A 21750-nucleotide genomic window follows, 5' to 3' on the forward strand; every position below is an offset into this window, starting at 1 on the left:
GCATATGAAGCGCATTCTGATTGCCGGTGTTTCCGGTGCCATCGGGCAGGCACTGGCCGAACATTATCTGACGCAGGATGATGGCCTGCAGATTATCGGGCTCTGCCGGAATCCTTTGGCCGTTAAATTCGATGCGACGTTTGCCGAGCGGGTGCAACTGGTTGCGTGGGATGCTGCAGCGTCAACCGACCCGGCCAGGATCGCGTCGGATCTTGAGCAGGTACTGGCCACCGAGGATGGGCTGGACGGTGTCATTTATGCGGCGGGCTTTCTGCATGGCCAGGGTATTCAGCCAGAGAAACGGCTGGAAGATCTGGATGCGGGCGCCATGGCCCATTCGTTTGCAGTGAATGCCACCGGATTTGCCGTGCTCATGCGGGCTCTGGCGCCCTGGCTCCGGCACCGCAGGTTCAAGACCGTGGTGGCGATTTCAGCAAAGGTGGGTTCGATTACCGATAACGGATTCGGTGGCTGGTATGCCTACCGCAGCTCCAAGGCCGCACTCAATATGCTGGTCCGTAATGTTTCCATCGAGTTGCCGCGCAAGTGCCGGCCGGTTGCCTGCGTTGCGATCCACCCGGGAACCACGCTTTCCCCACTCAGTGAACCCTTTTCCCGGTCACTGGCGCAACTGAAGGTCCATCAGCCGGCTGAGACAGCGGCAAATATCGCGGGTGTGATTGACGGTTTGAGCCAGGATAACAATGGTCAATTTCTGAGCTGGGACGGTTCATTGCTTCCCTGGTAATCGATAGGCAAAAAAATGGCCGGGAAAATCCCGGCCCAATAAAACGTGCTTCGTTAAAACATTGCAGATCGCGCGGCTCAGCGGATGAAGGGGTTCAACATCCGACCGAAAGTACCGGTCAGTTTTACTGGAGCACTAAGCACTGACAGTGTGATGCAGTCTTCGCATCCTACCGCAACGGGCTTGTGATCATCTTCCTGGTTCAGAACCACGAAGTCCCACTGGTTGAATACTCCCTTCTGGTCGGCGAAAGCGCCTTGCAGAACAACCGTTGTTTCCTCGCCGCGATGGGTGTGGGATGGAGCTTTGCCTCCGGCCGCCAGTTTTTGTAGCACAACCTGTTCCCTTTGCCCGGGAAACCGATCGGTGATATCAAGAACGCTGACGTCGCCCATCTGGCGTTTCCATGGAAGACTGTTCAAATCTTCACCCAGAAGCTTTTCAAGTGGACTGATGCGTGCTGTGCCTTTGGCAACCGTCGTGACCTGCTGACCCGAAAGGTCTGCGTCACTATCGATACGCGACAGAATGGAATCAAACATACCTGATGACACTTCCGTCTGGGGCTGGCTCTCCATCATGACAGCACCCAGGCTGTCCAGGGTATCAACCCTGCTGCGGCAATCCCCACACTGGTCCAAATGAAGCCGGATACACAGGGCATGGGGCTCGCTCAGGTTGCCAGCGCTGAATTCCATCAGGGTAAGCGTATCGGGGTGGTGCACATTCATACGTTTTGATCCTGCAAAATCACTTTTAACTTGTTCAATGCCAGGCGCACCCGGCTTTTTACGGTCCCCAGCGGGATGTTCAGTTCGTCCGCTACCATCTGGTGGGACTTGCTTTCCATGTATACCTTGGCTATCACGGTAATCTGCTCTTCGGGCAGATGTTTCAGGGAATCCCTTACCCTCCGCTCAGACATCAGCCGGTGCAGAGAAGTCACTGGCTCGTTTTCATGCTCACCGGGAATTTGCCAGAGATCTTCTGTCTCAACCGGCATTTCCGCACTGGTACGCTGCATCTTCCGCAACATATCAATGCGCTGGTTACGGGCAATGGTGAAAATCCAGGTTGAGGCAGCAGCCTTTTTCCAATCGTACAGGCACGAGCGGCGCCAGATAGACACAAACACTTCCTGTACTAGCTCCTCAGCATGGTTTGCCATGCCGTTCGCCATCGCGTAATACTTGATCTGCGGGCCAAAGTGCTGGAACAGCGCGTGGTAAGCCTCGCGGTCCTGGTGTTTGCCCACTTTTTCCAGCAGTTGGCTCCAAGGGTCCTTACGGCCCTCGGCTCGTGCTGGCTTCGTATCCAGTGTGGACACCGGACGCTCCTTGACTGTTGCATGACTTGAATTCGTATTGTTCATCATTCTATGCGCTCGTCCTGGATTTGTCAGTGTTGAATTTTACGACTGTCCAGAGCTGACGGATTGCCCGCTGCGAAAAAAGATGTGTTTCCAAATGTGACCGACTCAGCATTATTCCTCAAGATAGGTGTAACCGCTTAATCCACCGGCCAGCTCCCCGAGCAGTTTTTCCTGCGTTGCGGCATTCAGATCGCTGGCGGCAAATTTTCGTTCATAGGCTGCAATCAGAGCATTTGGCTCAAAGTTCACGTACTGCAGCACCTTGGCCACGGTATCACCATAAATCGGGTCGCTGATGGTATAACCACCGTTCTGATCGCCGCGGACATCCACTGAATGAGTATCACCAAACAGGTTGTGCATGTCCCCGAGTATTTCCTGGTAGGCACCGGTCATGAAAAAGCCCATCAGCAGAGGCTCTCCCGGCACGTCTTCCGGTAAAGGCAGGGTGGTTTCAATGCCCTGGCCGTCGACGTAGCGGTCTATGCGGCCGTCGGAGTCGCAGGTAATGTCCTGGATCACGGCGCGACGGTTCAACGGGCGGTGCAGGCCATTGATCGGCATGATCGGGAAAATCTGATCAATGCCCCAGACGTCCGGGAGTGACTGGAAAAGCGAGAAATTGATGAACAGCTTCTCGGCCAGTTTCTCGTTCAGTTCGTCGATGATTTCCCGGTGGGCACGGTTGGCCTGGCTCAGTTGCTTCTGCAGCGACCTGCAGCAGGTTTTGTAGAGGGTTTCAGCATGAGCCCGGTCAGTGAGTGACAGCACGCCATGGGCAAATTGCGCGTGCACGTCTGCCATGGCGTGCAGTATGTCGTGATAGATTTCCGCCAGTGATCGACCGGAGCTGCGGTCTTCCAGGCTGTCCAGGTCGCGGCGCAGCGAATGCAGGGGTTCCGGGGCATTGGCCGGGGGCCGCGGGGCTGGCTGATGGTCCTGAACTTCACGGTCGATCACATTGGTGATCAATACCGAGTGGTGCGCGGTCAGTGCCCGCCCCGATTCACTGATCAGATTGGGGTGGGGGATGCCAGCGCGGTCGCATTCTGATTGCAGGATATGGACCACGTTGTAGGCGTATTCCTGAACGCTGTAGTTCATCGAGCAGCTGCTGCGGGAGCGGGTGCCCTCGTAATCAACACCGAGGCCGCCGCCGATATCCACGGTGCTGATCGGTGCCCCCAGATGCCGGAGTTCACTGTAGAAACGCGCGCACTCACGCAGGCCGGTCTGAATATCGCGGATATTGGCGATCTGCGAACCCAGGTGAAAGTGCAGAAGTTGCAGCGAGTCCAGGGCGTCTGCCTGGGTGAGGGTATTGACCACATCCAGAACCTGGCTGGCGGACAGGCCGAATTTCGACTTCTCGCCCCCGGTGTTCTGCCAGTTGCCTTTGCCAATGGTGGCCAGCCGGGCACGAACGCCAATCAGCGGTGTCACGCCCAGGTCGTTTGCCTCCTGTAGAATCAGCGGCAGCTCTGACTGCTTCTCCACCACAATAAATACCCGGTGCCCCAGCTTCTGACCGATCAGCGCCAGCCGGATATATTCACGATCCTTGTAACCATTACAGACAATCACCGACCCCGGCTGACGGGATAGCGCCAGCACCACCATCAATTCCGGCTTGCTGCCGGCTTCAAGACCGATCTGGTTGTTGTCTGCCGCTGGCTGGGCGCGCAGCAGTTCTTCCACCACCCGGCGCTGCTGGTTGACCTTGATCGGATAAACCGCGGTGTATTGGCCGCGAAAGCCCTGTTCGCTGGCAACCTTATTGAAAGCACCGCAGAGGGTATTCACCCGGTCATGGAGAATGTCGGTAAAGCGGGCAAGCACCGGTAGCTGGATACCACGACTGGTCAGTGTATGGGCCAGCTCCGGCAGGCTGATGCTGCCAAGATTGCGACCCTGGTCCGGGTGTATCTGGACGTCGCCCTTATCACTGACGCCAATGTAGCCGTCGCTCCACTGGGCAATGTTGTACACCTCGTAGGCTGCACCTTTGTTCAATTCGCTCATCTTGCCTGTACCTGTCTGTATTCCGGGGCAGAATTCGCCCGAAGCTGGCGCTTATTGTAGGGATTCCCTGGCATGGCCGAAAGAAAAGACCGTAGATTTAGCCGTGCCAAGGCTTTAGCTACCGGCACCAGACACCTACAATAGCCGCAGAATAAACCCATCATGCAAAACGAGCACCGCCAAGGCGCGGGCATCGCCCTTCGGAGACACACCATGGCAGAACTGAACGACGGCTGGTTTACCGAGATTTTTCAGGATCACGGCACCGCTTTTTCACTGAAAGTGACGAAAAAGCTCCATGAAGAACAGAGCCAGTTCCAGAAACTGGAAATCTGGGAAACCGAAACCTTCGGCAACCTGATGGTGATTGATGGCTGCGTGATGCTGACCAGCCGCGACAACTTCCTGTACCACGAGATGATGACCCATCCGGCCCTGTTTACCCACCGTGACCCGAAAAAAGTAGTGATTGTGGGCGGCGGTGACTGCGGAACGCTAAAAGAAGTTCTCAAGCACCCCGGTGTGGAAGACGCCTGGCAGGTGGAAATCGACGAGCGGGTCACCCGCCTGTCAGAGGAGTATTTCCCGGAGCTGTGCACATCCAACAGTGACCCTCGCGCCAACTTCTTCTTTGGCGACGGCATCCAGTGGATGCGTGATGTGGTCCCGGACAGCCTGGACGTCATTATCATCGACAGCACCGACCCGGTGGGGCCGGCAGAGGGCCTGTTCGCCCTGGATTTCTACCGCGACTGCATGCTGGCGCTGCGCGACGGCGGCATCATCGTCCAGCAGAGCGAATCTCCGCTGTTGCACACCAACACCATCATCAAGGACATCCATGATGATATGAGGAAAGCCGGCTTCGATCACGTCCGCACCCTGCCATTCCCGCAGCCGGTTTATCCCACTGGCTGGTGGAGTTGCACCATGGCGGGGAAGGAAAAACCGGTGGTTTATTTCCGGGAAGAGGATGCGGATCAGCGGCCGTTTGTGACCCGGTATTACAATGCGGATATTCATCGGGGGGCGTTGGCGATGCCGCAGTTTATGGTGGATGTGCTGGAAGATGAGGTGATGTCCAGCGAGCGATAGGGGGTTGGAAATATAAAAAGGGCGCCCGCAGGCGCCCTTTCTGTTTGCAGTAAGTCAGCTGATATTACTTGGCGCTGACAAACTCCGGGTAGGCTTCCATGCCGCACTCGGCAACGTCCACACCCTCGTACTCGATTTCTTCGCTAACCCGCAGCCCAAAGACCGCCTTGATGATGGCCCAGGTGATCAGGCTGGTCACGAAGACCCAGACGAAGATGGTCAGGGTGCCTACCAGCTGGCCCATGAAGGTGGCGTCAGCGTCGGACAGCAGTACCGCGAAGATACCCCAGATGCCTACCACGCCGTGCACGGAGATGGCGCCGACCGGATCGTCGATGCGGATCTTGTCCAGGAACACGATGGAGAAGACAACGATTACGCCACCGATGGCACCGATGATGGTAGCCAGCAGGGGAGTCGGATCTGCAGGCTCGGCAGTGATTGCAACCAGACCAGCCAGGGCGCCGTTCAGGGCCATGGTCAGGTCAGCCTTGCCGAACATGATGCGACCAACCAGCAGGGCTGCGATCAGACCACCAGAGGCAGCAGCGTTGGTGTTCAGGAACACGTTAGCCACTTCGTTGGCGACACCGATGCCACCCAGCTTCAGGGTAGAACCGCCGTTGAAGCCGAACCAGCCCATCCACAGGATGAACATGCCCAGGGTTGCCAGGGGCAGGTTTGCACCCGGGAACGCCTTGATCTGGCCGTTCGGGCCATACTTGCCTTTACGGGCACCCAGCAGAAGCACACCGGCCAGAGCTGCAGCAGCACCTGCCATGTGAACGATACCGGAACCGGCGTAGTCGCTGTAGCTCAGCTCGTACATGCCGAAGACGGCATCACCGTTCCAGGTCCAGGCGCCTTCCATCGGGTAGATGAAGCCGGTCATCACAACCGCGAAGGCCAGGAAGGCCCAGAGCTTCATGCGCTCGGCAACCGCACCAGAAACGATGGACATGGCAGTTGCCACGAACACAACCTGGAAGAAGAAGTCGGAAGCACCGGCGTATTCGCCCATGTCGCCGAAACCAGCTTCAGCTGATGCAGCCAGAACGCCTGCAACCGCCGCATCGTCCATGCCGGCAACAGTGGTGATGCCGCTCAGGAACAGACCGCCGCCATACATGATGTCGTAGCCGCAGATCAGGTACATGGTACAGGCGATCGCAAACAGGGCGACGTTCTTGGTGAGAATTTCAGTGGTGTTCTTGGCGCGAACCAGGCCGGCTTCAAGCATTGCGAAACCAGCGGCCATCCACATGACCAGTGCGCCGCAAATCAGGAAGTAGAAGGTGTCTAACGCATACTGCAGTTCAAAAATGTGATTGAGATTACTTTCCATTGGTAAGCCCTCCGCACGAGGCTAATCATTTGGCATTAAAGTTTTTTTGCGTTGGCTGATTCTGATCGTGTTACCGGATCAGACGGCCTCTTCGCCCGTCTCGCCGGTCCGGATACGGATGGCCTGTTCCAGTTCAGTCACGAAGATTTTGCCGTCACCGATCTTGCCGGTGTTGGCTGCCTTGGTGATGGACTCGATAACCTGGTCCAGAAGGTTTTCGCCAATGGCGACCTCAACCTTCACCTTGGGCAGAAAATCCACCACGTATTCTGCGCCACGGTAGAGCTCTGTGTGGCCTTTCTGGCGACCGAAGCCTTTGACTTCAGTGACCGTTACGCCTTGTACGCCAATCTCGGAAAGTGCCTCACGGACATCATCCAGTTTGAAAGGCTTGATGATCGCTGTCACAAGTTTCATGGGTTTCTCCTTGGTAAAGCCGTCTCAAAAGTCAGGATTCTTCGGGTCCCTTGTATTGAGTTCGGGATGCTGCCACCTCGCACACCAATTGTGCGGATTGCGTACAAGGCTTTTAGCATCGTGTGTGCCAACGCAAAAAAGTTCTTAACTTTCAGTAATCTAACAATGTAGTGATCCAAAATGGATCGTTTTGCTGCACCAAAATGGCGCCTTGCTATGGCAAGTGAACCAAAATAACGCACGGATTCTGTGCGCGGTTCTCTGCCGCTCGGTCACCATTATAGGGGCTATCGCCTTCAGTATGGCAGGGGTCATGGTGTGATACACTCCCGGCTAATTAACCGGCGTTGTTTGAGAGGTGATGTGTGAAAGGTCCGCAGGATTTATTTGCCCAGTTGCAAGGACAGTTTGGCCAGTTCGTGCCGGATATGGCCCGTGCTGCCCGTGATGATTTTGAAGCCCAGGCGCGGGCAACCGTGATGACGGTCATGTCGCGCCTTGAGCTGGTTACCCGGGAAGAATTTGATGCCCAGCAGGCCGTATTGATGAAAACCAGAGAGAAAGTGGAAGCGCTGGAAAAGTCCGTGGAAGCGCTTGAAAAGGCGGCTTCCACTCCCGAATAACGTCAGTGCGGTTGGATCAACGACCCTTGCCCGCCATGCCCATGCAGTTTGCGTAGAAAGTGGTGGTGGCGGGCCAGTCCGAAAAAATGCCGATTACCTCCACGTCCTGTGCCAGCACGTCGATGACCGTAAACAGATCGCCGTCGTTATTGATGGCGTCGGTCACCGTCTGGAAATACCATCCACCGCCTTCCGCCAGCGGGCCACTGCGCTCCACGGTCCAGGCAATAAGATCCAGGCCGGCGTTGCGGGCATTGTTTGCATAAGCCGATGGAACTATGTCGCCGTTATCGTCGAGCGTCAGCATCTTCCAGAGTGCCGGGGCGATAATGTTTACGCCTCTGGATTCAAGATTCTCCATGTACTGCAATGACGAGGTTTCCGGCATCAGCTCCTCCTGATCCAGAAACACCGCCTGGCGGCCAAATTCCGGTGTCTCATTGACCCAGAACAGTACATCCTCAAGATTGAAGGACTGCGGCCAGACGTCCTGCGGTTTCACTCCGGCGTCCACGTAGTCCTGAATTATCTGGCGGGCATAGTCCTGCTTGCTGTAATCGCCTTCAAACGGCATCTCCACCACCGGTGATTTCAGCTCGGGGGTGAATTTCACGCCCAGGCTCTTGAACAGCTCGATGCTCTCCCGATGAGTCATCAGGGTGCCGCGGCTGGTGTAGAGGTCCGTACGCCAGTCTACAGTGCCACCGAGGTAGTCTTCCGGCGTTGTCGCCATGGGATTGAACGCATCCATCTTGCCTTCCAGGGTTCTGAATTCGGCCAGGGTGATATCGCTGGTACGGCATTCCGCCCTCGCTTCCGTGCCCTTTTCCGGGTCGGCGGGCTCGAAAGGCTGGGTGCATTTGGCGTTCAGCTCCGGCACGGCGACGATGTTGGTGGTGGTGTGCAGATCGTTCTGGGCGTGTCGGCATACCAGTTCCCGATCTTTGGTGAAGGCCACGTCGCATTCCAGAATGCCTGCGCCCATGCGGGCCGCTGCAATGTAGGATTCCCGGGTGTGTTCAGGAAACTGCAGTGGCGCACCGCGATGGCCGATGGAAAAGTCTGATGACTGGAACTGTTTCAGGTCACATGACTGCAAGCGCTCTTTCAGCGGACCCTCATCCATGTCAGCGACCAGCCAGAACGGGCGGGGTCCTATCTGAATGGAGTCTTTGTCGGGACTGGCCTGGGCGAGGCCGGTCGAGAGTAAAGTGACGGCAGCCAGTAGCCCGTTGACGAACGTATTCAGCTTCATGATCAGCTTCCTTGTGAAATGAACAGTGCCAGTGATACAGCATCTACCGGCTGAGTTACCAGATGATGACGTTTGAATTTTACCTGCGGCCCGCTGAAGCGAGGTTGCACATTGGACTGAGCCAGACATAATGGTCGCCAAATGATGTCTGAAACCATGGAAGGTTCTCATGTTAGCTCTGGTCCACACTCGCGCCTGTGTCGGCGTGTCTGCGCCGTCGGTGACGGTGGAAGTGCATCTGTCTGGGGGTTTGCCCGCTCTCTCCATTGTCGGTTTGCCGGAAACCGGCGTACGCGAGAGCCGGGAACGGGTAAGAAGTGCACTGCTGAATTCCGGTTTTGAATTTCCCGCCAAGCGAATCACCATCAACCTTGCCCCGGCGGACCTGCCAAAAGAAGGTGGCCGTTTCGATTTGCCGATTGCCCTGGGCATTCTCGCCGCCTCCGGCCAGATTCCGCCCGAAAGCCTAGAGGACATTGAGTGTCTGGGGGAACTGTCCCTGGATGGCGCTCTACGTCCGCTTAAAGGCGTACTTCCCGCGGTTCTGGCCGCTCGCCGTGAACAGCGCCGGCTGCTGATCCCCCTGGCCAATGCCCAGGAAGCCGCCCTGGCCAGCGAGGACGACGTGTTTGCCGCTAACCATTTGCTGGCGGTGTGCGAGCATCTGTCTGACCGGGCCAAGCTATCGCCCGTAGCGCCCGTGGAATTTGACGGTAGCGCTGCTGAAGCGCCCGATCTGGAGGATGTCCGGGGCCAGAAAGTGCCCAGGCGAGCGTTGGAAGTAGCCGCTGCTGGCGGTCATAACCTGTTGATGTTTGGGCCGCCGGGCACCGGCAAGAGCATGCTGGCCAGCCGTTTACCCGGTATTCTGCCACCATTGACCAACGAGGCGATGCTGGATGTGGCCAGCATCTATTCGGTGGCGGGCCTGGCCGTGCCCGAAGGCAACTGGCATTGCCCGCCATACCGTGCGCCTCACCACACGGCGTCATCGGTGGCGATGGTGGGCGGTGGTGGCAGCCCCAGGCCCGGCGAGATTTCCCTAGCGCATCGGGGCGTTTTGTTTCTGGATGAACTCCCTGAATTCGGCCGCCGGGTGCTCGAGGTGCTGCGCGAACCCATGGAAAGCGGCGAGATCGCCATCAGCCGGGCAGCGCGCCAGGTGGTGTTTCCCGCAAGGTTCCAGGTGGTCGCTGCGATGAATCCCTGCCCCTGTGGTTATCAGGGCCATCCATCCATTGAATGCCAGTGTACGCCGCAACAGGTGCTGCGTTATCGGGCAAAAGTCTCCGGGCCGCTGTTGGACCGTTTCGACCTGCATGTGGAAGTCCCCGTACAAAGCCCGCAATTGCTGATGACCGCTGCCAGTGAGAGTGAAAACAGTGCGTCGGTACGCCAGCGGGTCAATCGTGCCCGTAATCGCCAGAACAGCCGCGGCGCCGTTAATTCCATGCTGGGCGGCCGCGAACTGGACCGCCATTGCAAACTGGAGGCGGCCAGTGAATCCCTGCTGACTGGCGCAATGGAACGTCTGGGCCTGTCGGCCCGGGCCCTGCATCGAATTCTGCGGGTGGCCCGCACCCTGGCCGATCTGGATGATGCGGACGCCATTGCCCAGTCGCACCTGGTGGAAGCGCTGGGCTACCGTAAACTGGACCGGCAACAGTCCCGTAATGCTCAGGTGTCCGTGTAGATCTGATAAACTTGTCATTAAACGAATGAACCAAGCCCGTCCAGGGCGCTTGAGGACATCCGATGAGCGAACAGAACAATGAGTCCGGCGATTCACCGGTCACCACCCGCAAGGGCGTGCGCAGTTTCGTGCTGCGCCAGGGCCGGATGACCGAAGGTCAGAAAAAAGCCTACGAGCGCAACTGGCCAAAATACGGCCTGACCCGGGAGCAGGGCATGATCGACCCCCGGGAAATTTTTGGCCGGGACAACATGCTGAACCTGGAAATCGGTTTCGGCATGGGTCAGTCACTGGCAGACATGGCCGAAGCGGCGCCAGAGCAGGATTTTATTGGCGTTGAAGTGCATCTGCCCGGGGTTGGCGCGCTCTTGAAAGAAGTCGAGGATCGTGGACTGGAAAACATCCGGATTTACGCCATCGATGCGAACGATGTGGTGGATCTGTGTCTGCCGGATGCTGCTCTGGATAGAGTCATGGTGTATTTCCCGGACCCCTGGCCCAAGAAAAAGCATCACAAGCGCCGCCTGGTTCAGCACGATTTCGTCCAGCGCCTGCGCCATAAACTGCGGGTGGGCGGTATTCTTCATCTGGCCACAGACTGGGAGAACTATGCCGAGCACATGATGGAAATCATGGGTGAATCCGAAGGCTTCGAGAATTCAGTAGAGCCTGGCGCCTTTGCACCGCGCCCGGATGAAAGGCCGATGACCAAATTCGAGAAGCGGGGCGAGAACCTGGGCCACGGCGTCTGGGATCTGCTGTTTTACCGTACGAATTGATCCGAAAGGTCGCCCGGGCGGGTTTAGACTTCAGCCGTGCGACAGGGGATGACGCCGGGCGGCGCGAAGGATAACAAGCCCGGCCAGCCCCAGAATCAGCCCGGTGAACTTGGCCAGTGCGCACAGCACGGCTGCCAGGCTCATGGAATCACTGGGCGCATCCAGGTTATTCAGTAAAAACACGTTTTCCGCGATGTCGCTGACACCAGCCCCGATAAAAAGCCCCTTGACCCATCGGGAGACCGTGCGTTCGCGCACCCCAGGGCGATCCCGGGAGAGATGCTTCGTCAGCAGCAGAAGGGTGATTACGTAGGCGCCCGCAAATGCAAAATCGAGCCAGAGGGATGTTCGGGCTGACGATAGCCCCTGGCCGTTCCAGCTTGCCAGGATTTCGGACGCCTGGTCGACCGTGCCCGCCATCTGAAAGCTGATGATGCCCTTCGGGGCCGCACTGGTCTGAAGTGGTTCATTGATGAGCAGCAGAGCGATAAACAGGATCAGGGTAACCAGCAGACCCAGGGTGAGGGCTTTGGGAAAATCAGCGGGTATGACCATTATAAAAAACGCTCCAGCAGGCTGTTCAGGTAGCGTTGGCCAAGCTCGGTGGCTTGAATGCGGCCGCGCTCCAGCAGGCGATCCGTTCGCAATGCTTCAAGTTTTACCTCAACCACGCTCAGGGGTAAACCTGTACGTTCTGTGAACAGGTTTTCCGGCACACCCTCCGTCAACCTCAAGGCGTTCATCATGAACTCCAGAGGTAGCTCTTCCTCATCAACCCGTTGGTGACCGGCGGTGCGGCTTCCTATCCGGTTCAGATAGGCCTCCGGCTGGCGGGTTTTCCAGAAACGGCGGATTTCCCCGTTTGCCAGTGTCACTTTGCCGTGAGCGCCGGCACCCAGCGCGAGATAGTCCCCGAATGCCCAGTAATTCAGATTATGCCGGGAGGCCGAGCCCGGCTGGCTCCAGGCGGATACTTCATAATCACCGTAGCCCCTGCTGCGCAGCAGCTCTGCGCCCTGGCAGTAGATGTCCCAGAGCCGGTCATCGTCTGGCAGGTCAGGCGGGCGGCTGTAGAACTCGGTGTTGGGCTCCAGGGTGAGCTGGTACCAGGACAGATGCGGCGGCGCCCAGTCAATGGCGGCCTGAAGGTCGGCCACCGCCTGCTCCGGGGTCTGGTCCGGCAGGCCGTGCATCAGGTCCAGATTGAAATTGTCGAAACCGGCCTTGAGCGCAGCCTCTATCGCCCGATGGGCAGCCTGGTCGTCATGAATCCGCCCGAGTGCTTGCAACTGGTGAGGATGGAAGCTCTGGATGCCCAGCGATAGCCGGTTGATGCCGGCGGCCCGGAAACCGTTGAACCGGCCCTGCTCCATGGTGCCGGGGTTGGCTTCCAGGGTAATCTCGGCGTTGTCGGCCAGGCGCAGGTGTGCCCGAAGACCTTCAAACAGCCTGTGATAGAAATTCGGCGACATCAGCGAAGGCGTACCACCGCCAATAAAAATGGTCTGGATCTCGCGGCCCTGAACCAGGGCAAGATCCTGTTGCAGATCGTCCAGAATCGCCTGCAGATAGCTTTGTTCGGGAATATCGCCGGTCAGCGCGTGGGAATTGAAATCGCAGTAAGGGCACTTCTTCACGCACCAGGGCATGTGCAGGTATAGGCTCAGCGGCGGCGGTTCCGGGCTCAACGGGCCTCCAGCTGTTCAAGCAGAAGCGCCAGAGCGCGGCCCCGGTGGCTGATGCGGGCCTTTTCTTCCCGGGTCATCTCGGCGGCACTGGTGTTGGTTTCCGGTGCCAGGAATATCGGGTCGTACCCGAAGCCGCCTTCGCCTCGCGGCTGCTCCAGCACATACCCGGGCCAGCAGCCGTGGCAGACGATGGGCGTAGGGTCATCGGCGTGGCGCAGATACACCAGCACGCAGTGAAACTGGGCCCTACGGTTTTCCGGAGCTACATCTCGCAGGGCGGCCAGCAGGGCGTCCACGTTCTGCTGATCGGTGGCAGAGTCGCCTGCAAAACGCGCTGAGCGAACGCCGGGCCGACCACCCAGGGCATCCACCGCCAGTCCGGAGTCATCGGCCAGCGCCGGCAGCCCGGTGGCTTTTGCGGCGTGGCGGGCCTTGATGATGGCATTTTCAATAAAGGTCACCGCCGGTTCTTCGGCTTCACTGACCCCCAACTCGCCCTGGGCAATCGGGGTGAGGTTCAGCGGGGCAAGCAGTTCCCCGAGCTCGACGATTTTTCCGCGGTTGTTGCTGGCGATTACCAGCCGGTTATCCTGGGTCATGGTCAGTCGTTAAACAGAGTGTGGGCGAAACGAACCGGTAGATCGCTTTTTGACCCGGTAGGCCTGGCGGTGATCTGGAAAGTCATCAGTTCGGCATTTGAATACTGGTACTCGGCAATAAAATACACGGAGTCGCCCTCCTGAATCCGGCGAAAAGCCAGGAATCTGGCCTGCTGAATATCGTTCAGGGCTTTGCCTTCAACCTGGCCGGATACGGTACTCATTCCGCCATCCTCGTTCTCGGTCATGATGGCGATATTGACCACCCCGATACTGCGGCTTCGGTTGAGGCCGTTTTCCTTTGCGATTTCAGGCGTCAGGAAAGTGCTCGGGAAGACACTCCACTGGACCGTATACTCGCCAAAATCCTTGGACCCGGCCTGGCTGATAGTGGTGAATGCCAGCAGGCTCAGGGCGACAATGAACCGGCGGATGCTGCTTGGACTCATAATAGTTCTCCTCTGGGCTTACCCGTTCTTGCGGGTGATCCGGTAAATGGCAATCTGCCCCAACATATTCGGCCAGAGACGACTGAGCCAGTGATCCTGGTGTTCGCCGTCGACCACCGTGCGGTTCAGAATCTGGAAGTCCTTGCGATGACACAGGGCCTCGAAATCCTTGAACGTGCACAGGTGAATATTCGGGGTGTTGTACCACTTATACGGCAGAGTTTCAGATTCGGGCATACGGCCGCGACGCATCAGGTACCAGCGCAGTTTCCAGTAGGCGAAATTGGGAAAGGTCACTATGCCTTCGCGGCCGACCCTCATCATTTCGTCCAGCACCATGTCGGGTCGCCGGACCGCCTGCAGTGCCTGGGTCATCAACACGGTATCAAAGGTATGGTCTTCAAAGTTGCCCAGGCCCTGGGTGTCCAGGTTCTGTTCGATCACCGACACGCCCCGGCCCATGCAGGTGGTGATGTGGTCCTGGTTGATCTCCAGGCCGAAACCTGTGGCCTGTTTTTCCCGCTGTAAGTAGTCCAGCAGGGTGCCGTCGCCGCAGCCCAGATCCAGCACGTGGCTGCCGGAATTGATCCACTGTTCGATGATTTTCAGATCGGTTCTCATGCCCCTACCTCCCTGGCGACCCGATCCATATAGGCGGTGAACATGTCGGTGTAGCGCGGTGTGGGAATCAGAAAGGCATCGTGGCCCCAGGGCGCGTCTATCTCGGCGTAGCTGACCTTGCACCGGGCCGCGATCATGGCATTGACCAGTTCTTCGGAGCGGGCCGGTGTGAAGCGCCAGTCAGTGCTGAATGACAATACCAGGAACTCGCATCGGGCCTGCTGCAGGGCCCTGGACAGGTCGTTATCGTGCTCATACGCGGGGTCGAAGTAGTCCAGCGCCCGGGTCATCAGCAGATAGGTATTGGCATCAAAGGTCTCGGAGAAGCGTTCCCCCTGATAGCGCAGGTAGCTTTCCACCTGGAATTCCGCGTCATAGCCGAACTTGTAGGCCTGGTCCCGCAGTTCCCGACCAAATTTCTCGCCCATCGATGCATCAGACAGATAGGTAATGTGGCCGACCATTCGGGCCAGCATCAGGCCACGGCGGGGCAGGGTGTTGTGTTCGTAATAGTGGCCATCGTGGAAGTCCGGGTCTGAGGTAATGGCCTGCCGTGCCACTTCGTTGAAGGCAATGTTCTGGGCGCTGAGCCTGGGGGTGGAGGCAATGACGGCGGCATGACGGATCCGGTCCGGATAGTCGAGGCTCCACTGCAGTGCCTGCATGCCGCCCAGGGAACCGCCCACAACCGCCGCCCAGCACTGAATGCCGAGGCGGTCGGCAAGCAGTGCCTGGGACTGTACCCAGTCCCGCACGGTGATCACCGGGAAATCCGGGCCATAGGGCTTGCCGGTTTCCGGGTTGTTACTGCAAGGGCCGGTGCTGCCGTGGCATCCCCCGAGATTATTCACGCTGACCACAAAAAAACGGTTGGTGTCGATGGGCTTGCCAGGGCCGATACAGCTGTCCCACCAGCCCGGTTTGCGGTCATCGGCGCTATGGTAACCGGCAGCGTGGTGATGGCCACTCAGGGCATGGCAGATCAGTACGGCGTTGCTGGCATCGGCGTTGAGGGTGCCGTAAGTCTCGTACACCAGGTCGTACTGCTCCAGCGTTCGATTGCACGCCAGGGTGATGGGCGTGTCGAAATGCAGTGTCTGTGGGGTGACTATCCCGACAGAATCCGTTGGCATGGATTCGGGCATTGGCGCGACTGGTTCCTGATTCGATCAAGCACCGGAGTTTAAAGCCCGCTTTCACGGGCTGCAACCGCCGTTGTACGGCCGCCTGCCCAGGGGACTCTGATCACAGGCTGTTACGGATCACAGTGCGCCGGAGAGATTGACCACTTTCTGCTGGATCATGGTCGGTGCCGGCTTGCGAATCTGTTTGTGCATGGCATCCACCAGTTCCAGCTGACGCTTCAGGTCTGTGATGGCATTGTGCAGGCGTTCGCGTTCTGCGCGGCCATCGCGGTCGTTCCTTACCATGTCCCGCAGGCGGCGAATCTGGTGCTCCAGCAGCTGCTTCTGCTCCATGGAATACTGCATGATCGGCAACATGGCTTCTGACGGCCACCGCTCGACGTCAGCACGGACGCGCTGGTGCAGGGTCCTGGCTTCACTCACCATCACGTTGAAGAAGCGCTTCACCAGAATGGACTGTTCAGTCAGCAGGTTAGCCGGGCTGATCCGGAAGCGGCGGGCTTTCTTGCGGAGCTCGCGAATGGCGATTACGTGGCGCCCGGAACGCAGGGGTATCGGTTCCAGATGCCGGGCCCGGGTATCCTCGTTGTAGCGACGGTAAATAGCGCTGACCATTTTCTCTGCCAGCCGCCCTTCACTCATCAGGTTGTTCAGGTCGCTTTCCAGCAGCTCGAAAAAGTTTTCCATGCTGCGGTTCATGCCGAGGGTGGTCCAGCTGCTGGACATCTGTTTGCGGATGGCTTCCGCGTGGCTTTCGAAGCGGTCGCCGCTGACCAGCTGCTTCAGGGCTTCGCCCTGGGAATCCATCAGTCGCCGGCTTGAACGCAGGGTAATCAGCTTCTTGTAATAGAACTCATAATCACGCTGGGCGCGGTCAGCCAGCAGGCGAACGGCCTTTTTGTCCACCGTAGCGCCCGAGCAGGCCTGGATTTCTTCATTCAGCGCATCCAGTCGGTTCTGCATGGCTGCCTGGCTGTTCTGCAGCATACCCAGCAGGTCGTTGATCAGGTTCTGGGTGATCAACTGCTCCTTGTGCATCAGAATTCGCTGGATGATCAGTTGTTCAAGCTGGCCAAGGTTCGAGCGCTCGAACAGCTCGGTATCCTTGCGGACCCTGGCTGTCAGTCCCTGTTTGGCGGACAGCGGAATAACGTCTTTCTCACGCATGCCGAGGTGATCAGCGGTGTAGCTGCGAATCCTGTCGATGGCATCCTGAGTGTACTTTTCGCCCTGCAGGTCGTCCCAGAGCACGTCGATCTTGTTCAAAACCGCAAACCGACCCGCCCGGTGGTCGGCATGTTCGGTGTCTATGTGCTCTCGCCAGATGGTCATGTCGCTGGCGGTCACGCCGGTGTCGGCGCTGAGCAGAAATACCACCGCGTGGGCCCGGGGCAGCATGCTGATGGTCAGTTCGGGCTCGGAGCCCAGGGCGTTGAGGCCCGGGGTATCCAGAATGCGCAGGCCGCGCTCAAACAGGGGGTGGCGGATGCTGACCTGCGCGTTGCGCCAGGCGGGGACCAGAACCTGGCCAGGCTGGGCACGGTCGTTCTCCAGCATGTCCTCGTCGAAACCGAGTTTACGGGCTTCTGCGGGAGTAACGCTTTTCACCCGGGCCACTTCTGCCAGTACTTCCCGCATGACCTGGGGGTCGCGCTCGTCCAGGTCATGCTTTACCCAGCGTTCGGGCTGCTTGCGCAGTTGCTGCAGGGAAAGTTCACCGGTGCGGGTTTCAATGGGCAGAAGGAGCAGATAGTTGCTGTTGCTGTTGCGGTCAAAGAACAGCTCAGTCGGGCACATGGTGGTCCGGCCCGCCTGGGATGGCAGCATACGCTGACCATAGTCGGAGAAAAACAGCGCGTTGATCAGCTCGGTTTTGCCACGGGAATATTCGCCCACAAACGCAATGGTGAGCTCGTCTTCAACCAGCAGTTCCAGGCCGTTGCGGATGCGGGTGCTTATGTCATCGGAGAACAGGTTGTTGTCCTGAAGCCATAGGCGATAGCGGCCGATCTGCCGGATCAGTTCTTTTTTCCATCCGTGATAGGCCTCTACCTGATGGGACAGGGTGCCATTGAGAGAGCTGTTCTTGCTCATCCTGGAATCCTTCTGCGCGACTTGCGGGCGACGACAATGATTCGGTAAACGGCGAACCGCTTAAAACAGTGCGTGAAATATAGCTAAGGTTACGGCTTTTTCATCAAAAGTCTTTAGGAGTTGTGCAAAGCCCGAGATTGGCAGGGTTTGTTAAGACACAATAAAAAGGCAGCCAAATCAATCAGGTGAAGTGGCTGCCAGGAATATTGCGGATATTATTTACTTTGTAACAAAGTGTGTTTCTGGGAACTGGCCCACATTCTAGACGCCGGCCAGTGCGCCCATGCCGGCACTGATCTTCAGGTTGTCGATGACCACCTGGAGCACGTTCAGGATCAGAAATACGATGATCGGAGACAGGTCCAGGCCGCCCATGGAGGGCATCAGGTTGCGCACGGGCCGCATGACCGGCTCGGTAATCTGGGCCACCAGCTGAATGGCGGGGTGGTTGCTGCCCGGCGCTATCCAACTGACCACAACCACCGCAATCACTGACCAGAAATAAATGGTCACGATCAGGCTCAGAACGTTCAGTACCGACCAGGTCAGCACCGTCAGCGGGTTTAGGCTTGGAACCCCGCCGTTCAGTGCCACCAGCATCAGGAAAAAGGCAATAGCCTGGATGATGACGGCCAGCACCAGTGACGCGCCATCAATACCACCCCATCCCGGAATTATGCGTCGCAGAGGCTGCAACAGCGGGGTGGTTGCCTTTACCGCAAACTGGGTAATGGGGTTGTAGAAATCAGCCCGGGCAAGCTGAAGCAGGAACCTGAGCAGCACGATGGTCAGGTAAAAGTTGGACGCAATAAGCAGGATGGTGATCAGAATATCGGCCAGCATGGAGCTGTGTCTCCCGTTACTATTTAATTCGTCAGCGTTAGCGGTTTGGCAGTGAACTACTGTTTGGCTGCTAGCTCTTTAGACATTTCGCCCGAACGGTCATAAGCGGCCGAGTAGGCCTTCTTGACCAGCTCACGCAGGCCGCCATCCTCGAAAGTATGGATCGCCTTTTCGGTGGTGCCACCGGGTGACATCACGTTGCGTTTGAGCTGGCCGGGATCATGTTCGCTACGGCCTGCCATTTCGGCGGCGCCGGCCATGGTCTGAATAGCCAGTTTTCTGGCAGTTTCGCCGGGGATGCCTTTTGCCGTGGCTGCTTCTTCCAGGGCTTCAAGCATCAGGAAAAAATAGGCCGGCCCGCTGCCAGAGAGGGCGGTAACCGCATGAAGCAGCGATTCATCCTCAACCCAGAGCGCGGATCCAATGCTGCTGAACACCGATTCAACGCTGGCTTTCTGCTTGTCCTTCACCTGGTCGTTGGCGTACAGGCCGGCCGCACCCTTACCTACCAGGGAAGGCGTGTTTGGCATCACCCGTACCAGCGGCATGCCACCACCGAGCCATTCGTCCAGCGTCGCGGCTTCAAGACCGGCGGCAATGGAAACCATCAGCGGCCGGGTGTTCTGAACCACCGGAGCAATGTCGACGCACACATCCCGCATAACCTGAGGCTTGACCGCCAGAATGACGATGTCCGCCTGCTGGGCACAGTGGCGGTTATCGGTTGTGATGCTGACCCCGAACTGCTTGCGGATAGACTGAAGATGGCCGTCATCGGGGGCACTGACCCAGATTTTCCCTGCTTCAAATCCGCTCTCCAGCATGCCACCGATAATGGCGCTGGCCATATTGCCGGCACCGATAAACGAAATGGTTGGTGATGTGCTCAAGATTCACTCCCGCTTGTGGTCGAAAGCGGCCTATGGCCGCATTATTCTGGATGATAACAGGAACTGCTTCTATGGGCTTGCCCGTGCGCCAAACAGCGCGGTACCGACCCTGACCCAGGTTGCGCCAGCGTCAATCGCGATTTCCAGGTCCCCGGACATGCCCATGGACAGGGTATCCAGGCTTTGCGCATCCGGATTGTCCCGGCGCAGGTTGTCCAGGGCGTCTGCCAGTTTCTGAAAGCTGGCCTTGAGGTCCGCTTCTGACTGGTCAGGATCGGGAATGGCCATCAGCCCTCGCAGGCAGATATTAGGCAGGGCCAGGATTTCCCGGGCCAGCCCAGGCACGTCGGCCAGAAGGCACCCGGCTTTGCTGGCCTCTTCGTTTAGGTTTACCTGAAGGCAGATGTTCAGTGGCGTTTCAGCACCCTCGCGCTGCTCACTAAGCCGGCGCGCGATTTTCAGTCGGTCAACGCTGTGTACCCAGTGGAATGCCTGGGCAATCTGACGAGTCTTGTTGGATTGGATGGGGCCGATGAAGTGCCATTCAAGATCCGCCAGATCGGAAAGGGCGTCGATTTTTTCCAGGGCTTCCTGAAGGTAGTTCTCGCCGAAGGCGATCTGGCCGGCTTCATGGGCGGCGCGAATGTCACTGGCAGGGCGGGTCTTACTAACCGCCAGAAGCCTGACTGAGCCGGCCTCCCGGCCTGCATTCAATGTTGCTTTTTGTATGCGTCGGGTTACGGTCCCCACGTTGTCTGCTATGCTGCTCATAGAACTTTTCCGCCGATGCCGCTATGCCCCAGATACGGTGACACGTTACCCGCAGGTCACTGAAATGCCAAGTGAAGGCAGGGGTTCTGGTGCCATCACAAATGGAAAACAGGATAGAAGAATAACGCCTTCCGAGGACCCCTATGGATATTACTGAACTGCTTGCTTTTTCAGCGAAACAGGGCGCGTCTGACTTGCACCTGTCTGCTGGCCTGCCCCCGATGATACGGGTCGATGGTGATGTTCGCCGTATCAATCTGCCGCCGATGGAGCATAAAGAAGTCCACGGCCTGATCTACGACATCATGAACGACAAGCAGCGGAAGGATTACGAGGAGTTCCTGGAGACAGACTTTTCCTTCGAGGTGCCCGGCGTTGCCCGCTTCCGTGTCAACGCCTTCAACCAGAACCGGGGCGCCGGCGCGGTGTTCCGGACCATCCCCTCCAAGGTTCTGACCATGGAAGACCTGGGCATGGGGCAGGTGTTTAAAGACATTGCATCCGTTCCTCGCGGGCTGGTGCTGGTAACGGGGCCGACCGGTTCCGGTAAGTCCACCACCCTGGCGGCGATGATCGACTACATCAACGACAGCCGATATGAGCACATCCTCACCATCGAGGACCCTATCGAATTTGTTCACGAATCCAAGAAATGCCTGCTGAACCAGCGGGAAGTGCACCGGGACACCCTGGGCTTTAACGAAGCCCTGCGTTCCGCCCTGCGGGAAGACCCTGACATCATTCTGGTGGGCGAGCTTCGTGACCTGGAAACCATCCGCCTGGCGCTGACCGCCGCGGAAACCGGCCACCTGGTATTCGGCACATTGCACACCACCTCCGCCGCCAAAACCATTGACCGCGTGGTCGACGTCTTTCCGGCGCAGGAAAAGTCCATGGTGCGCTCAATGCTGTCGGAATCCCTGCAGGCGGTTATTTCCCAGACCCTGATGAAAAAGATGGGCGGCGGCCGGATCGCGGCTCATGAAATCATGATCGGCACCTCGGCGATCCGGAACCTGATCCGCGAAGACAAGATTGCGCAAATGTACTCGGCCATTCAGACCGGCGGTTCCCTGGGCATGCAGACGCTGGATCAGTGTCTGGAAAAACTGCTCAAGAAGGGGCTGATTTCGCGCGAAGCGGCCAGAATCAAAGCGAAAATGCCGGATAATTTTTAAAGCGGTTGTGTTCTAAGGTCTGCAACCAGTTCGGAGGGAGTCGGGCATGGCTGCCCAGGGACGTCAAAAACATGGATGTTTTTGTCGAGCTTACAGGGATGTATTTACAGCGTGCCCTGGGCA

The 21750-nt window shown here is 57.9% G+C and carries 22 protein-coding genes; 6 read left to right on the forward strand and 16 right to left on the reverse strand.

Annotated elements, in window-relative coordinates:
- The first annotated feature begins 4 nt into the window (after positions 1-4).
- The gene (locus E5Q11_RS15770) at positions 5-748 is read left to right on the forward strand and encodes an SDR family NAD(P)-dependent oxidoreductase (protein WP_135804413.1); all 744 of its coding nucleotides are present in this window, start codon (positions 5-7) and stop codon (positions 746-748) included.
- 77 nt (positions 749-825) lie between these two features.
- Here the strand turns inward: E5Q11_RS15770 and E5Q11_RS15775 are convergent, their stop codons facing one another.
- From E5Q11_RS15775 to speA, 3 genes are all read right to left on the reverse strand, one after another.
- Entirely contained in the window at positions 826-1479 is a 654-nt protein-coding gene (locus E5Q11_RS15775; protein WP_135804414.1) for a ChrR family anti-sigma-E factor, read from the reverse strand.
- Positions 1476-2075 (reverse strand): sigma-70 family RNA polymerase sigma factor, encoded by a 600-nt coding sequence (locus E5Q11_RS15780; RefSeq protein WP_135804415.1) that lies wholly within the window; start codon positions 2073-2075, stop codon positions 1476-1478. Before E5Q11_RS15780 ends, E5Q11_RS15775 begins: the two co-directional genes overlap by 4 nt.
- Positions 2076-2231: 156 nt before the next feature.
- Positions 2232-4142 carry a biosynthetic arginine decarboxylase gene (gene speA, locus E5Q11_RS15785; protein ID WP_135804416.1) on the reverse strand — a complete coding sequence of 637 codons (1911 nt, stop codon included), beginning with the start codon at positions 4140-4142 and terminating at the stop codon, positions 2232-2234.
- Between the two features lie 213 nt (positions 4143-4355).
- Between speA and speE the strand changes: the two genes are divergently transcribed.
- Entirely contained in the window at positions 4356-5237 is an 882-nt protein-coding gene (speE, locus tag E5Q11_RS15790) for a polyamine aminopropyltransferase (protein WP_135804417.1), read from the forward strand.
- Between the two features lie 64 nt (positions 5238-5301).
- On the opposite strand, the gene E5Q11_RS15795 is transcribed toward speE, so the two are convergent.
- Both E5Q11_RS15795 and glnK read right to left on the reverse strand, forming a co-directional pair.
- The gene (locus E5Q11_RS15795) at positions 5302-6582 is read right to left on the reverse strand and encodes an ammonium transporter (RefSeq protein WP_135804418.1); all 1281 of its coding nucleotides are present in this window, start codon (positions 6580-6582) and stop codon (positions 5302-5304) included.
- Between the two features lie 78 nt (positions 6583-6660).
- Entirely contained in the window at positions 6661-6999 is a 339-nt protein-coding gene (gene glnK, locus E5Q11_RS15800; protein ID WP_135804419.1) for a P-II family nitrogen regulator, read from the reverse strand.
- A 365-nt stretch (positions 7000-7364) separates the two neighbouring features.
- On the opposite strand from glnK, the gene E5Q11_RS15805 reads away from it, so the two are divergent.
- Positions 7365-7622, forward strand: coding sequence for an accessory factor UbiK family protein (locus tag E5Q11_RS15805; RefSeq protein WP_135804420.1), 258 nt, complete (start codon positions 7365-7367; stop codon positions 7620-7622).
- Between the two features lie 16 nt (positions 7623-7638).
- Here E5Q11_RS15805 and E5Q11_RS15810 read toward each other — a convergent pair whose 3' ends face one another.
- Positions 7639-8877: a glycerophosphodiester phosphodiesterase family protein gene (locus E5Q11_RS15810; RefSeq protein ID WP_135804421.1), complete on the reverse strand. Its 1239-nt coding sequence runs from the start codon at positions 8875-8877 to the stop codon at positions 7639-7641.
- Between the two features lie 169 nt (positions 8878-9046).
- Here E5Q11_RS15810 and E5Q11_RS15815 point away from each other — a divergent pair, with 169 nt between their 5' ends.
- Positions 9047-10570, forward strand: a complete 1524-nt coding sequence (locus tag E5Q11_RS15815) for a YifB family Mg chelatase-like AAA ATPase (protein ID WP_135804422.1) — start codon at positions 9047-9049, stop codon at positions 10568-10570.
- A gap of 62 nt (positions 10571-10632) precedes the next feature.
- Entirely contained in the window at positions 10633-11349 is a 717-nt protein-coding gene (gene trmB / locus E5Q11_RS15820) for a tRNA (guanosine(46)-N7)-methyltransferase TrmB (RefSeq protein ID WP_135804423.1), read from the forward strand.
- Between the two features lie 30 nt (positions 11350-11379).
- Here the strand turns inward: trmB and E5Q11_RS15825 are convergent, their stop codons facing one another.
- The 10 genes from E5Q11_RS15825 to E5Q11_RS15870 all read right to left on the reverse strand — a co-directional run bounded on the left by E5Q11_RS15825 (position 11380) and on the right by E5Q11_RS15870 (position 20449).
- The gene (locus E5Q11_RS15825) at positions 11380-11904 is read right to left on the reverse strand and encodes a hypothetical protein (protein ID WP_135804424.1); all 525 of its coding nucleotides are present in this window, start codon (positions 11902-11904) and stop codon (positions 11380-11382) included.
- On the reverse strand, positions 11904-13037 hold the full coding sequence (gene hemW / locus E5Q11_RS15830; RefSeq protein ID WP_225315065.1) for a radical SAM family heme chaperone HemW: 1134 nt from the start codon (positions 13035-13037) through the stop codon (positions 11904-11906). Before hemW ends, E5Q11_RS15825 begins: the two co-directional genes overlap by 1 nt.
- Positions 13034-13636, reverse strand: coding sequence for an RdgB/HAM1 family non-canonical purine NTP pyrophosphatase (gene rdgB, locus E5Q11_RS15835; protein ID WP_135804425.1), 603 nt, complete (start codon positions 13634-13636; stop codon positions 13034-13036). The genes hemW and rdgB overlap by 4 nt, the downstream gene beginning before the upstream one ends.
- Before the next feature lie 2 nt (positions 13637-13638).
- Positions 13639-14085: a DUF4426 domain-containing protein gene (locus tag E5Q11_RS15840; RefSeq protein WP_135804426.1), complete on the reverse strand. Its 447-nt coding sequence runs from the start codon at positions 14083-14085 to the stop codon at positions 13639-13641.
- Between the two features lie 18 nt (positions 14086-14103).
- A complete protein-coding gene (gene metW, locus E5Q11_RS15845) occupies positions 14104-14706 on the reverse strand; it encodes a methionine biosynthesis protein MetW (protein ID WP_135804427.1) in 603 nt (200 codons plus the stop codon).
- Positions 14703-15851, reverse strand: a complete 1149-nt coding sequence (metX, locus tag E5Q11_RS15850; RefSeq protein WP_135804428.1) for a homoserine O-succinyltransferase MetX — start codon at positions 15849-15851, stop codon at positions 14703-14705. The genes metW and metX overlap by 4 nt, the downstream gene beginning before the upstream one ends.
- A 117-nt stretch (positions 15852-15968) precedes the next feature.
- Positions 15969-17945: a dynamin family protein gene (locus E5Q11_RS15855; RefSeq protein ID WP_135804429.1), complete on the reverse strand. Its 1977-nt coding sequence runs from the start codon at positions 17943-17945 to the stop codon at positions 15969-15971.
- 261 nt (positions 17946-18206) lie between these two features.
- Entirely contained in the window at positions 18207-18788 is a 582-nt protein-coding gene (locus E5Q11_RS15860) for a YggT family protein (RefSeq protein ID WP_135804430.1), read from the reverse strand.
- A 56-nt stretch (positions 18789-18844) separates the two neighbouring features.
- Entirely contained in the window at positions 18845-19678 is an 834-nt protein-coding gene (gene proC, locus E5Q11_RS15865) for a pyrroline-5-carboxylate reductase (protein ID WP_135804431.1), read from the reverse strand.
- Positions 19679-19747: 69 nt separating this feature from the next.
- Positions 19748-20449 (reverse strand): YggS family pyridoxal phosphate-dependent enzyme, encoded by a 702-nt coding sequence (locus E5Q11_RS15870; RefSeq protein ID WP_135804432.1) that lies wholly within the window; start codon positions 20447-20449, stop codon positions 19748-19750.
- 143 nt (positions 20450-20592) lie between these two features.
- Between E5Q11_RS15870 and E5Q11_RS15875 the strand changes: the two genes are divergently transcribed.
- Complete coding sequence (locus tag E5Q11_RS15875; protein ID WP_135804433.1) at positions 20593-21627, forward strand: type IV pilus twitching motility protein PilT; 1035 nt, start codon at positions 20593-20595, stop codon at positions 21625-21627.
- Positions 21628-21750 lie beyond the last annotated feature (123 nt).

Source organism: Marinobacter confluentis (genome assembly GCF_004785685.1).
GTDB lineage: Bacteria > Pseudomonadota > Gammaproteobacteria > Pseudomonadales > Oleiphilaceae > Marinobacter > Marinobacter confluentis.